General features: G+C 49.7%; 11 protein-coding genes and 1 tRNA gene. 7 read left to right on the top strand and 5 right to left on the bottom strand.

Translation table 11 applies throughout. The features are described 5' to 3' along the window. Positions 1 to 50 precede the first annotated feature (50 nt). From H6F88_RS03730 to sds, 3 genes are all read left to right on the top strand, one after another. A complete protein-coding gene (locus tag H6F88_RS03730) occupies positions 51 to 1,847 on the top strand; it encodes an N-acetylmuramoyl-L-alanine amidase (RefSeq protein WP_190641383.1) in 1,797 nt (598 codons plus the stop codon). A gap of 175 nt (positions 1,848 to 2,022) precedes the next feature. Continuing rightward, complete coding sequence (gene murI / locus H6F88_RS03725) at positions 2,023 to 2,838, top strand: glutamate racemase (protein WP_190641442.1); 816 nt, start codon at positions 2,023 to 2,025, stop codon at positions 2,836 to 2,838. 1,151 nt (positions 2,839 to 3,989) lie between these two features. Next, positions 3,990 to 4,961, top strand: coding sequence for a solanesyl diphosphate synthase (gene sds, locus H6F88_RS03720; RefSeq protein ID WP_190641382.1), 972 nt, complete (start codon positions 3,990 to 3,992; stop codon positions 4,959 to 4,961). Between the two features lie 41 nt (positions 4,962 to 5,002). Here the strand turns inward: sds and H6F88_RS03715 are convergent, their stop codons facing one another. Beyond that, positions 5,003 to 5,551, bottom strand: coding sequence for a GAF domain-containing protein (locus H6F88_RS03715; protein WP_190641381.1), 549 nt, complete (start codon positions 5,549 to 5,551; stop codon positions 5,003 to 5,005). 127 nt (positions 5,552 to 5,678) lie between these two features. Between H6F88_RS03715 and H6F88_RS03710 the strand changes: the two genes are divergently transcribed. The 3 genes from H6F88_RS03710 to H6F88_RS03700 all read left to right on the top strand — a co-directional run bounded on the left by H6F88_RS03710 (position 5,679) and on the right by H6F88_RS03700 (position 9,247). Further along, the gene (locus H6F88_RS03710; RefSeq protein WP_190641380.1) at positions 5,679 to 5,870 is read left to right on the top strand and encodes a hypothetical protein; all 192 of its coding nucleotides are present in this window, start codon (positions 5,679 to 5,681) and stop codon (positions 5,868 to 5,870) included. After that, the gene (locus H6F88_RS33100; protein ID WP_242050368.1) at positions 5,870 to 7,957 is read left to right on the top strand and encodes a M23 family metallopeptidase; all 2,088 of its coding nucleotides are present in this window, start codon (positions 5,870 to 5,872) and stop codon (positions 7,955 to 7,957) included. Before H6F88_RS03710 ends, H6F88_RS33100 begins: the two co-directional genes overlap by 1 nt. Before the next feature lie 108 nt (positions 7,958 to 8,065). Continuing rightward, the gene (locus H6F88_RS03700) at positions 8,066 to 9,247 is read left to right on the top strand and encodes a GNAT family N-acetyltransferase (RefSeq protein ID WP_190641379.1); all 1,182 of its coding nucleotides are present in this window, start codon (positions 8,066 to 8,068) and stop codon (positions 9,245 to 9,247) included. 53 nt (positions 9,248 to 9,300) lie between these two features. Here the strand turns inward: H6F88_RS03700 and H6F88_RS03695 are convergent. The 3 genes from H6F88_RS03695 to H6F88_RS03685 form a co-directional block, all read right to left on the bottom strand. Continuing rightward, positions 9,301 to 9,374: transfer RNA gene (locus H6F88_RS03695), tRNA-Pro, on the bottom strand. Between the two features lie 57 nt (positions 9,375 to 9,431). Next, on the bottom strand, positions 9,432 to 9,797 hold the full coding sequence (locus H6F88_RS03690; RefSeq protein WP_190641378.1) for a DUF1818 family protein: 366 nt from the start codon (positions 9,795 to 9,797) through the stop codon (positions 9,432 to 9,434). Between the two features lie 41 nt (positions 9,798 to 9,838). Beyond that, a complete protein-coding gene (locus tag H6F88_RS03685; RefSeq protein ID WP_199333426.1) occupies positions 9,839 to 10,504 on the bottom strand; it encodes a hypothetical protein in 666 nt (221 codons plus the stop codon). A gap of 412 nt (positions 10,505 to 10,916) precedes the next feature. On the opposite strand from H6F88_RS03685, the gene H6F88_RS03680 reads away from it, so the two are divergent. Beyond that, a complete protein-coding gene (locus H6F88_RS03680) occupies positions 10,917 to 11,312 on the top strand; it encodes a response regulator (protein WP_190641377.1) in 396 nt (131 codons plus the stop codon). Between the two features lie 17 nt (positions 11,313 to 11,329). On the opposite strand, the gene H6F88_RS03675 is transcribed toward H6F88_RS03680, so the two are convergent. Then, positions 11,330 to 13,636 carry a DUF3488 and DUF4129 domain-containing transglutaminase family protein gene (locus H6F88_RS03675; RefSeq protein ID WP_190641376.1) on the bottom strand — a complete coding sequence of 769 codons (2,307 nt, stop codon included), beginning with the start codon at positions 13,634 to 13,636 and terminating at the stop codon, positions 11,330 to 11,332. Positions 13,637 to 13,696: the final 60 nt, after the last annotated feature.

Genomic DNA, 13,696 nt, shown 5'->3' with positions numbered 1-13,696 from the left:
CCGTCTCTATCCAAGCGACGAGACTAGAGCAACGAGGAGAACCTGAGACCGTGAGATTTGAACGAATAATTCCCAGTCTTCTGGGTATTGTGGGCGCTTTGATTATCGCTTCTCCAGCAGAGGCGGCTCGACTGCAATTCTGGCGCTTTAATCCAAGTCAGAATCAGCTCGTCTTCACTACAGATAGCGGCGTGCAGCCCAGGGCGCAACTTATTTCTAACCCAACTCGGTTAGTGATCGACCTGCCAGGAACCACCCTGGGCAACTCAAACTTGAGTCAGCTTGTAGGCGGTGGAGTGCGCGAGGTCCGCGTTGGACAATTTGATGCACAGACTGCCCGTATTGTGATTGAGCTTGACCCTGGATACACGCTCGACCCACAGCAGGTGCAGGTACGAGGAGCAACACCCACCCAATGGACCGTGCAACTGCCAACACCTGAGCGAGTTGAATCTCCTCCCTCAGTGACCACTCAGCCTCCCAGTGAATCTACCCCTCAAGAAAGTTCTCCATCGGTTTCAGGAGCAGCCACTCAGCTAGAAAATGTGCGAGTGACCCCTGATGGGTTTTTCCTTCGCACCAGCGGGGCAGTACCAGAAATTGAAGTCGATCGCAGTCGTAACCGTCGCGAACTCTATTTCGACCTGGAAAACACGGCAGTTTCATCTCAACTGGCAGCCGAAATTCCGGTAGGTCGTTTTGGCGTAGAGCAAATTCAAATCAGTCAACTTGAATCTGACCCACCCACTGCCAGAGTCACCCTTGAGCTATCCGATCCAAACATCGATTGGGAAGCCACAGCCAGCGAATTTGGTGGAGTTGTGCTGATTCCGACCAGCGGCTTTGCTAGAGAGGACGAACCCCCCAGTGTTGCCCCCCCCGTTGCCCAAGCTGCTCCCGCAGAACCTGCCACTATCGAAGGCATTCAACTAAGCAACAACTCTCAACTGTTGATTCAGGCGAATCAACCACTAACTTTTACATCCGGATGGGATCGAGCAACGGCCGATTATCAAATTACGATTCCGAATGCAAGACTTGCTAATAACGTCGACAGTCCTCAATTAGACGCGAGCAGCCCGTTGCGACGAGTTCGTCTACGGCAAGAGGACAACGACACCGTTGTGATTTCGGTGCAGCCTGCCGCTGGCGTAAACATTAGCGGAGTCAATCAGCCCAGCCAACAATTGCTTTCATTGGAACTGCAACGGGCAGGTCAGCGCCCCCCTAGTGGCAATCCAATTCCTGTTACGCCTCCCCGTGCTGGCTATCCACCCACTGATTTGCCAGGTGTACCCAACAGTCGCATTGTCGTGGTAGTCGATCCGGGACACGGCGGTCCCGATCCAGGTGCAATTGGCATTAACGGTATCCGCGAGAAAGATATTGTGCTGCCGATCGCCCTGGAAGTTGCCTCTCTGCTAGAGCAACAAGGCATTCAAGTTGTGCTGACTCGACAGGATGATCGTGACCTGGATCTAGAACCCCGTGTCCAGATTGCTGAACGGTCCAACGCCAACCTGTTTGTAAGTATTCATGCTAACGCCATCAGCATGAGCCGCCCTGACGTGAATGGCATAGAAACTTACTATTACTCGAATAATGGTTTGCGACTCGCACAAGTTATTCACGCGAGTATGGTGCAAAATACAGGCTCAGCGGATCGAGGAGTACGGCAGGCGAGGTTTTATGTTATTCGAAATACTTCTATGCCAGCAGTTTTGTTAGAAACTGGGTTTGTGACGGGGCGCGATGATGCCCCACGTCTAGGTGATCCGGCATACCGTAGCCAGATGGCAGGAGCGATCGCCCGTGGCATTCTTCTCTATGTTCAGCAAAACTTTTAGATAAAGCTTTACAACTTTTAACTGTAGGCTTTACTGTGTTCACAGCTTTTTCTGTGTTTAATTCCCTGTGTCTAACTCTTCTAAAACCCATCCTTGCTCTGAAGCAACAGACTCCCAACTCGGCATTCACTCTCTGGCTGGTTCCAAGCGCTCTCCAATCGACCCTCTAGCAAATCTGGGAACCAATTCTCAACGCGCCAGAATTGGTGTATTTGACAGCGGGGTAGGGGGGCTGACTGTCCTGAGAGAAATGTATCGCCAGTTGCCCAACGAGTCGATTTTGTATGTGGGCGACACTGCGAGAGTGCCCTACGGCAATCGCTCTGCGGCAGAAATTCTCCAGTTTGCCCGAGAAATTCTGACCTGGCTGTGTCAGCAAGGCGTGAAAATGATCGTCGTCGCTTGCAACACCAGCGATGCGATCGCGATTGATCAGCTCTGTGCTGAAATCGAAGTGCCAATTCTGCGCCTAATTTTGTCAGGGGCACGGGCTGCTGTTCAGCAAGGCAAGCGCGTTGGCGTAATTGCGACACCTGCAACCACAGCCAGTAATGCCTACCGTCTGGCAATTTTAGAAGCAGACAGCACGGTTCAAGTCTGGCAAGTAGGTTGTCCAGAGTTTGTGCCGCTGATTGAGCAAAACCAGATTCACACTCCCTACACTAGAGCGATCGCACTGGAATATCTCACGCCCCTACTAGAGCAAAACATCGACACGCTCGTGTACGGCTGTACCCACTATCCTCATCTCTCGCCAATCTTAAGAACTCTTCTGCCGCCCTCCGTTCAGCTCGTTGATCCGGCTGTGCATGTAGTGGCTGCTGCCGCTCAAGAGCTAGACCTGTTAGGGCTAAAAAGCACTCGCCCACCTTTGCCAACTCGCTTTTGTGTCAGTGGCAACCCCGATCATTTCAGGCAGGTTTCAGTTCAGTGGTTAGGCTGTACGCCTCTTGTTGAGCAAGTGAACCTGACTGAGACAGTCAGAGTCTAACGCAGGTCAGCATGATGCTGAAGCAACGCTATCGTACATCTGTACGAGGAGAACAAATTGGTGTATAATCTACCCCTAGATAGTTGCGATAAATGTCCAGTCTTAAGAGGAGTGACGGCGATCGCCCCGCCTCCTGAATGCACGGCACAACCCTTACTCAGCGCAGTGCTGAGATGAGCAGAGTACTCAAGCCTGTAAGCGTTGTACAAGCATCAGCAGCAGATAAACCGCTAGAAGGTAGCCTGCTGCCAAGACTGGGATGATGAATGGAATACCGTTGTACGTCATAATTAGCAGCCTAGTAAAGTCAGAGTTCAAACTAAACAAAATTAAGCCAAAGCCTAAGCTCTGCGCTTTCAATTAGATATTTTGTCTCCGTCCTCCCAAAGCCATGCCATGCAGGATGCAACCTAAAGGATACATCTAACAGGAGACTCGTTCCGAGAGAACAGCCATTTCAGACTGCCAGCAGCAATCCAAATCTGGATAATTGATGAACTAACCTGGCTAGCTTTAATTGGAAAGTAGATAGGCACAGCAAGAGGAGCGCAAAATTAGAACTCCTTATACCCTTGCCGCTACTTCAAAATTGCCGTAGCCCTATTCGCGTTAAGTTTGAAAACTTTTAAATCTCTATAAAAATCCTAGCACAGGATTTTGGTTTTCAATAGGGCATTCTTTCATAGACTTAATAAATCTACATGAGGCTGGAATAGGCTTTTTCACAAGGTTAGACAATCAAAACTGGACTGGGACAGCCGGGTTCCTAAGAACATTTTTGCTAAGTACTTATGCTTATTAAAATACTGCTTTGGGGAGTTGTAAAACATCTGTCGAACATCAACTCCAATCCGAAATAAAAGACGCAATCGAACTAGGACAAAACAAACTGCTTATAACGAGCACTTATATAAAGCTCACTGCTAACTCAGATGTGATTAAATCCGAGCAAGGGAACTAGTAACACACTCTAATTAGCCTGATTAGCCGTTTGAGGGTAGACTCTTACTGCTATCAATATTCTGAAATCCCCTCCAGGAGATAGAAAACTCTAGAACCCAGACTTTGTTCTTTCAGATGCAGAAGGCTTGCCTTAGAATAGAGCTAAGATATGTAAAATTTTGTAATCTAACGCCTGAAGCGGCTCATTCATGACCTCAGCGACCTCTCTCTTTTCACCAGTTGAAGCGGATCTGCGCCTGCTCACAGAAAATTTGAAAAACCTGGTTGGTGAACGTCATCCTATTTTGTATGCTGCCGCAGAACACCTGTTTGGGGCAGGAGGAAAGCGCCTCAGACCCGCCATCGTTCTGCTGATTTCTCGCGCTACGATGCCTGAACAAGATATTTCTCCTAAGCATCGTCGGTTGGCTGAAATTACCGAGATGATTCACACTGCCAGTCTGGTACATGATGATGTGGTAGATGAGTCTGATGTAAGACGCGGTGTGCCGACGGTTCACAGTAGTTTTGGCAACCGAGTTGCGGTACTTGCAGGAGATTTTCTGTTTGCTCAGTCTTCCTGGTATCTGGCAAATTTGGATAATTTGGCAGTTGTGAAACTGCTGTCTGAAGTAATCATGGACTTGGCAGAGGGTGAGATTCTCCAAGGCTTGAGTTGCTTTGAAGCAAACCTATCGATTGAGGCGTATTTAGAGAAAAGCTATTACAAAACGGCTTCTCTGATTGCTAATAGCGCGAAAGCAGCGGGGCTGTTGAGCGGTGTGTCTGCTGAGCTAGCGATGCATCTATATAGTTATGGTCGTCATATTGGTTTGGCGTTTCAAGTTGTGGATGATATTTTAGATTTCACGGGTTCGATAGAATCTTTGGGTAAGCCTGCTGGGTCTGATTTAAAGAGCGGCAATCTAACTGCACCTGCTCTCTATGCCTTGGAAGAAAAGCCCTATCTGGAGTCCTTAATTGAGCGAGAGTTTGCTCAGGATGGAGATTTAGAGCAGGCGATCGCCTTAATCAAAGACAGCCAGGGAATTGAGCGTTCTCGCGAATTAGCTGCTCAGCACGCTCATGCGGCAGTTCAACACTTGAGTGACTTGCCTCATTCAGAATCTCGCCAAACACTGATTAATCTAGCGGATTACGTTCTTAGCCGCTTGTATTAGGTCAATTCTGTATTAGGTCAATACAGGATGTTACGTCTATATCAAATCTCTGCTTCGGACTCAGTTGCAGCAGTTTGGATGTAGGCGATCGCCAGAGGCGTAATTTTCTGTACAACCTGATCGATCACCGTGTGGTCTAAATCTGTCCACACTCTCGGCTGCCCAAACACGCAAGGCTGCAAAATGCCCCATAGCTGACCATCCTGGCAAAGGTGAGCGTGAATCAGGGCGCGATGACCAAATTCTCGCTGCTCAAATGCCACATTAACCACTTTGGGGTCAGCAGTTTCTACGTCTTCGACAAAAACGGATGCTTCAGTGCGGAGGGCCGCGGCAAAGAGCGGGTCTTCTTCAGGTAAAGACTCTGGCTCAGCTTTCCAATCTGAGTCTAGGACGGTGGGAATTTCGTCGCTGCGAATCCAGCAGTAAGGCACCATGCCCATCTTGCTTTCTGGGTTGCGGAGATAGAGAAAGCAGCGATCGCACTCTAGGACCTTTCCGAGTGCGGGTAGCAAAGCCGAGAAAACGGCATCTGGCTCATCTGGGAGCCACACGTCTTGTAAGTCAGTTTGAATGGTTGGGCTAGACATAGGTGATGAGGAGACAGGGTAAAAAGCGAAATGGCGAGCTGTTTGAACAGCTGTTCAAACGATGCGATCGCTTTACACCGTAGCGTCTTTACTCAAACTTCAAACTCTATCGTGTGGCGGAAGAGTTATGGTAGCGTTGCGGTTCAAATTCTTTGCTCAACGGTTTTCAGAATTGAATGCTGACATTAACCGGATTCAGGTCATTCAGCCCCGAAATGACATTCTGAGGACTTGTGAAACTTTGAGCAATGGCTTTGAGTCAGCAAGTGCAACCCTCACCCCCCTTGTATTGCTGTGCGGCGTTACTTTTTGTTCTTAATGAAGCAAGTTTTTAGACCCATCGGGCAGTGCCTTACAACGGCTGTTGTAACCTCTGCGATGCTCGAAAGCTATGCGTTACCCCTTCTGGCTAACCCAAATGCCAACTTTTCTCCCCCTCAACCTGCAGAAAGTAGCGACTCAACAGTTCAGACTAATGCTGCACCGCTGATTCAGCCTGAAGTGGTTGCACCGCCAGAGACAGTAGTCGTACCGCCTGCTTTGACAGAAATCAGAGTTGAACCGACTTCAGCAAGTGCAGCAGATGTAGCTCCTGTAGCTGAACCGTCTGCTGACCAGAACAGTACTGTTGGAGAAACTTCACCAGCAGAATCGGGCGGCAGTCAGAGCGATACCAACTCTGGCACTGACACAGAGACAAATGCTGGTTCTATACCGGCAGAAGCTGAGACAACTCAAATTGCTGAGCCAGCAGAAGCAGAGACGATCGCCAATGCTGTAGCTCTAGAAACCGCAAGACAAGAACTGGCAGGGAAACTAGAAGCAATCGTTGAGCAAGATAAACCCGAACGCGAGGCAGAATTTCGCCAAAACCTAGTTATCTCAGCACTTCACTACGCTGAAGTAGGGGAGTTTGACCAGGCGCGTCAGGTGGCCCAGCATCCTGCTCTACCCACAGAAATCCAAACGCAAGTTCTCACCAAAATTGCAGAAATCGAAGCAGTAGCGATTCAGCAGCCACAGACCGAAACAGCGGAAAGTGATGCGATCGCTCAAGCACCCACGACCCTTGCCCCCTTAAGCTATCCAGTTGCAGGCTATTCCAATATTGGCGCTCGGACCCTGCCTCCTGGGTTGGCTGGGTATCAGGGCGATCGCTGTCTGGTTCCTGCTGTGACTCCGGCAGCAGACAGCTCAACGGAAATTTTCGTCAACCTGAGCGGAATCAAGCTTGCTGCTACCCCCTCCACCCTTACACCTGACCAGCAGCTTGCTTCGCTGCTCACCGTCTCAAATGCGGCGAACGAGACCATCAACTTGATTCAAAGTTCCAAGGTGGAGAAGCTGCAACTGGGTCAAGTTTCTCAAGAACCCATTGCTCTCTCGACAGAGAACAGTTTCTCTCAAGAAATTGAGTCTGAAGAAACGGCATCTGCAGATGTAGGTCTCCACAAGCCGAGTGCTGAGCGCTGGGGTGAGGTTAAACTAGACCGTGTCGTAGGTTCGACCTTAGACAACTTGCTGAATAAAGTCGGCATTACCACCATTCCTGCTGTTTTTGACTCCATGTTTCTAGGACAGACTTATCTGTCTGCTAGCGAATTTGAGCAAGCCCAGCAGACTATACCAATGCCTTCAACTGAGGTTTCGTCTGAAAGGATGGAATCACTGAATGGTGAACCCAATCTAGAAGCTAACTCAGCAGCCCTGCCAGACATCACTGTTCCTAGCATGTCTATCGCCGACCCGACACGGGCGATCGCCCTGGGACAGTCCTCACCCTTAGAAGGAGTAGATAAAGGGTTTGGCAAGGTCAATGCGATCGCCCCTCTGCAGTATGCAAACTGGCAAAAACCTGAAGCTGAAAATCCCTTTGCAGTGCTGGCAGCGTCTACAGGCAGCATCAACTGTGCTGTTGCACCAGGACGCTTCACAGGCTATTCCGTCACCACTGCCGTGAGTCAGCAATTCAGTAGAATCGGGCTGGCGTTTCCGCTCCCCATTCCGGCAGCACTAACTTCTGCCTTTGGCTGGCGCATCCACCCCATTTCGGGCGATCGCCGCTTCCATGCAGGGGTTGACCTGGGCGCACCACAAGGTACTCCTGTAGTTGCTGCTGTGTCCGGTCGGGTTGCCGTTGCCGACTACATGGGCGGCTACGGTCTAACCGTTGTGCTAGAAAATCAGGACGTAGCACTCCGCAACCTCTATGCTCACCTGTCTGGCATTGCCGTACAACCTGGAGCCTGGATTGAACAAGGCAGCGTCATTGGTTGGGTGGGCAGCACAGGTAACTCCACCGGTCCACACTTACACTTTGAGGCGCAACAACTCACTGCCAATGGTTGGGTTGCAGTTGACCCTCTAGCCAGTGGAGCGCTCACCGTCGCCAGAGCACAGCAGTAAGAACTTAAAGAAAAGAGGGAGCAGGACAAAGCTCTACTCCCTCTTTTCTTGGTAGCTTTGGTAGCTACAGCTATAGTTGGATGGCTGTAGAACTCAAGAGGCGTTCTAATGCGATCGCAGTTTGAATACGGAACTCTGACTGACTCCAAAGATGCTCAGCAGCTAGGAGCAATTTTAGAACAGTGCTTTAGTAGTCCACCGGGTAGCAGTGAGACTTACTTCAAGCGAGTTGGGCTAGAAAACTTTCGCGCTTTGCGAGCTTCAGGGCAACTAGCAGGTGGACTGGCAACTCTGCCAATGGGACAGTGGTTTGGCAACCAGCGAGTCCCAATGGTTGGCATCGCGGCGGTTGGCATTGCCCCGGAGTATCGCGGCTCAGGTGCAGCGATCGCCCTGATGCAGCACACTTTGCAAGACCTGCATGTTAACGGAGCGGCTCTTTCGGCACTGTATCCAGCAGCTCAGCAGCTTTACCGCAAAGCTGGCTATGAGCAAGGTGGCAGCTTTTGCACCTGGGAAATTCCGGCTAAAGCCATTCAGGTGAAGGAGCGATCGCTGCTACCCATTCAACCAATTCATTCTCCAACTGCTGAAGTATTTCAAGTGCTTAGTCAGCAGCAATCCCAGACAAACAACGGTAACCTGGATCGGCATCCTGCCGTTTGGGAGGAAATTCTCAAACCCGATGCCCCAGAAGCAGTTTATGCCTACCTGTTTGGAGAAACCGCTCAGCCTGAAGGCCACATCATCTTTAGTCAAAAGCAAATCAACCACAGTGCTACCCTAGTGGTGCTAGATTGGGCAGTCCTCACACCATCGGCCGGGTACAGCTTCTGGAAGTTTTTAGCCAACCACCGTTCCCAGATTGAAAAAGTGCGGTGGCGCAGCTCTATTATTGACCCGCTTACCCTATTGCTGCCAGAACAATTCGCCAAACTGCACGAGTCTGACCGCTGGCTGCTGCGGATTGTGAATATAACCAGTGCCTTAGAGAAGCGGGGTTATCCCCCTACGGCTGAAGCTGAACTGCATCTGGACGTTCAAGATGAATTGCTGCCGGACAACAGCGGCAAATTTATTCTTTCAGTCGCCAATGGACAAGGGACTGTCACCCGAGGGGGCAAAGGGGAGTTGCGGTTAGACATTCGCAGCTTAGCGCCCCTCTACACAGGCTTGTTTTCGCCGCACGAGCTACAGTTTTTAGGGCAGTTAGAAGCAACAGAGGAAGCGATCGCCACCGCAACCCAGCTATTTACAGGCTCCCATCCCTGGCTGCGCGATTTCTTTTAGAGGGAAAAATTTCGCAAAAAAGAATCCACCCCAGAGGATGGATTCTTTTGCGATCGGAGCGGCGGGATTTGAACCCACGACCCCTACTACCCCAAAGTAGTGCGCTACCAAGCTGCGCTACGCCCCGATGTCGCTTAACAAGCATAGCATAATGATGGGCATTGGGCAGCGCTCAGGGAGAGTTTCAAAAGACTTTTAAGACCTGAGTTGCCTGAAGTAGTGCAGGTACAGCCTGCTCTGACCAGTATCCTTCTGCACGACGACCCGAAAGCAACATTAAACGCAAACTAAAAGCTTGAGGGTACCCCTCTGCCTCTAGCCACAGCAAATCGCTTTCAACCTCACAGCTAACCTTTTCCTCGTCCATCAGTTCTTCCGCAATGCGGCTCACTGCTTCTGCTAACTTTGCAGCCAGACGACAGAAATCATTTAGCTCTGCCTCAGTCAACTCAATTGCCCAATCATCTCCTCCAACTAAACCCCGAAACTCAGAGGCATCAGCATCCCAGCCTAGCCGCCAGCCAGAGCCACTTTTTACTTGACGGGCCATCGTTATAGCACTGTACGTATCTGTATTGAGCAACTCGTTGGTTAGGGCAGCAACAGCTGGGCATCTCCCGGACGAGGTTGAAGGATCGTTGGGTTATTGCTGGGGTTAGGCGTCGGAGTCACTTCTTCTGAACCGGCAGGAAGCCCAGGAGCCGTCGTCGTACTCGCTTCACTGCTAAAGATAGTTACCAATGCGTTAACCAAAGCGTCTCTCTGAGCGCGATTGAGGCTGCGAATTACAGCCACATCACCCTCCATTGGATTAACGGTTAGAGTATCTCCACCAGGGTACAGTTCTGCTCGTACCCAGTCATTTTCACCCAAGTAGTCTGCCATTGTCAGTTTCCAATCAAGCCGATAGTTGGGTGGACGGCTCTTGGTATAGAGGTGATAGCGAATCAATCGACTGACTAGCGTATTGTTAGGGCTAGGGTCTCCCGTGCGGGCATTGACGTAATGATTTTCTAGTGGCAACTCTGGGATGAGTTGGTAAACCTGCTGCCAGGGTTCAGTTGCACCAGGTAACCCACCAGGAATTTGCTGGGCGATCGCAGGTTGTCCACCCCATTGCGCTGACCACTGCCGCTGCTGAGCAGCAAACTCTGGCGCAGGCATCAGGGCAAATAGACTAACCAAACTTGCGGTTGTCAGCAGGGCGATCGCAAACCTAACTACTCGCCTAGAAACTACTTTAGATTGAGTCATCATGACCGATATGGAAGTTGCTAACTTCTATTATGTCGAACTACAAGAACTGTCTGGACTTTTAAAGGTGATGAGGATGTTTGAGAAGTCTAGTTTGCAACCTATAAGTATGTAAGGTGAATAGCAATCAGACAAGAACTCTCAGTCTATCTATTTCAAGTTCGATCTACTAAATGCTATGCCCTCCCAGGGGATATTTGCACTTTTCGGACTTTCTTTAGCTAAACTTTTAAGGTTAATAAAGGGTTAAATAAGTGGAGTGTTCTACTTAAATTAAGCATTTAGAGGTGATTCTGTTTTCAAGTTAAGAGCTATCTTTTAAGATAACTGCAATGCTGTTCTCTAAATATTTTGAGAATGTAAGCTGCCCCTTACAAACCCCTTAAGGAAAAAGCTATCACCTATTTCAAATAAGATGACAAATCCTCAAATGCCAAAAGCTGAGGGCAAACGGATTCTATTGGTTGAGGACGACGACGCAAATCGACAACTAATGGAGGACTATCTTGATCACCATGATTATGTAGTGAGTAGTATTGCCACAGGTCTTGATTTCTTACAAATCGTGATAGATTTTCAGCCTGACCTGATTCTGCTGGATCTAAAACTTCCTGATATCAGCGGCTATTTGTTGCTGGAGCAACTTCAGGCAAGCTCTATGTTTTCGCGCATTCCAGTCATTGTCATATCAGCTTTTGCCTTTCGGGCAGAGCAAAAACGTGCCCTAGAACTAGGCGCACGACAGTACTTTATTAAGCCCCTCAATTTGATGAATCTCAGACAGTCAATAGAACAGGAAATTGACCCTTAATCTCGTTATTTAAGCAATTACTTCCGTTTTGGTGCCCGTCTTCTCAGATTTTTGAGTTGCTGACGCAATCGCGTTAGGTTAGGCGATCGCCCTCCATAGCGCCAGCTCACGTAAGCATCCGAAATTTCCTCAATCACTGTGGCATGGTTAGGCGAATGGTGAGGTTGAATTTGACGGGCATACTCAAGTGGAGTTTGAGTTGATGGTTTGCGAAAACCTTGAATCGCCAACCAATGCAGCATTTGTTGATAGATTGCCTCCATTGGCGGAAGCCGAGTCAGCCAATAACGGTAGCGCAACATCCGCCAACCACTCCAACTGAGCCAGCCTAGGAAGCTGAGTCCTGTGACTACTGCCAATCCCAGTAGCAGCCCCACCCATCCTCTAGAAAAGAGCGAAACGACCCAGCGAATCAGTCCACCAAGGCTGCTGGCAATCCAACCAAACAGTTGATTGAGCAACCCTGAGACTGGGGAGGGTAGCCATCCGGCAACCCAGTTCCAAAACTGCTTCAAAACACTAAACACTTGATAGTCTTCGATCGAAGGCGGCACCACTTCATGTCCGGGAATTGGGTCAAAGGCAAACCAGCCATAACCTGGAAATAAAACTTCCGTGACCGTATAGGCATCAGTGTTGCGAATAACGTAAAACCCAGTAAAGGGGTTGTATTCTCCTGGACCAAATCCGGCTGCCAGTCTTGCTGGAATGCCAATCGATCGAAGCATCATCGTTAAAGTAGTCGAAAAGTGATCTGGGTAGCCACCCTGGTAACGAAACAAGAAGGCTTCTACCAAATCCTCATCTTCTTCTAGAAACGGCAACTCTGGTTGAACGGTGTAGTTCTGCTTAAGGTATTGAGCCAGATAAAGAGCTTGCTCAGATGGAGCAGTAACTGTATTAGGGGCTGCTGCCAAAATTTCTTGGGTGCGTTGGCGAACTCGGTCGGCGATCGCCTCTGGCACTTCTAGATAATAGTCACGAATGGTTTTGGGATAATCGGTGGATGCCTTTTGCAATAAAGTGCGATCGCGATAAGGCACCTCTGAGATTACGGTGTAGGTAACCCCTTCTACCAGTTGAACGGGCGATCGCAATCCTCCTTCTGCATCAATCGCCAACTCTTCGGTAGGAAAGTAAATCTGTCTAGGTTCATGCAGCACCGGAACCAGATTCGTCAGGTCAGAAATGATTGTGTAAGTTTGGATCACTTCGCGAGTGCGACTGTTGACTGACAACCAGGGTGCAACAGACCAGGGAATGTAGAACTGCAACGACCAACCGGGTCGTCTGAGCGTCTCGATCTCCTCTTCGCTGTTACGAGAAATTTCCCAACCTTGCCCGGTGTAGCGATCAAACGCCAATACACGCCAAAATCCTTCTGCTTGAGAGCGAACCCGCATTACAACTTGAGGCTCTAGCTCCCCACGCAGGTTCTGATTAATTTGACTGTTAAAGCCGTAGTAAAGGTTGTCATCAATTTCTCCAGGCCCTTGTCCAGTACCTTCTCCTGTGCCGCCACCCGTACCTTCTCCATTGCCGCCTCGAACATAGCCAGGGTTAATGATGTTGCTTGTGTCAAATTCGCCGTCAAATTCAATGAGGGAACTAACGGGAAACGTCCGCAGCTGATAGCCTGGAAGACGCGGTAAAAAGGCAAAAATTGTTAACCCCAGCGCAACGGTCACCAGCAAAAATAGACTGAGACGCTTGAGTGAAAGGTCAATTCCAATCCGGCGAAAGCTGCGAGAGGGCTGCAATCCCAAACGGGAGCGATAGTCGAGAATAAGTGTTGGAAGAGCGATCGCCAAAAACAGCAACAGCAGTGGGGCAAAGGCAAGAGTTTGGCTGAGCGTACCGCCGACCCCAATCAAGATCAGCCCAATCATCATCGAGTAGCCCAGATCTTTGCGTCTGGGCAAGTCAAAGCTGTGGAATACCTGAAGCTGAATCAGTAGCTCAGCCAGCGCCAACCGGGTATCGTTTGGCTCATTAAGCAACTGCACAAAGAAGGCCGCCAGGGCAACCAACATGGCGATCGCAATGCAAAACTTTACCGGGACGTTGCGACTGCGACGACGATAGTAGCTCCAGGTTGCGCCAACAATACTCAACGGCACAGCCCAAAGACTCAACCCCGCCCAGTTTGCGACATCCAGCGAGGCAACATCTGTGGCGATGATGCCAACCGTCACTAAAAGCTGCACCAATACACGCAGCGGGATTGAGTCTTCTGGCTCTGGCAGAGGTAAATCTCGCAGCCGTTGCCACTGAGCGCGAATTAACTTTTGAGGCAATCGCTTAGGAGGAGCGGTAGCAGGCATGGAGGGAATTAGGGATTGGGTGTGAGGGGTTGGGAGTAGAAAACTCTTTTATACCCTACA

The organism is Oculatella sp. FACHB-28 (genome assembly GCF_014696015.1).
Lineage (GTDB): Bacteria > Cyanobacteriota > Cyanobacteriia > Elainellales > Elainellaceae > JAAUTN01.
The sequence above is the reverse complement of the archived record's forward strand: the minus strand, read 5'-3'. Positions and strand labels throughout refer to the sequence as shown.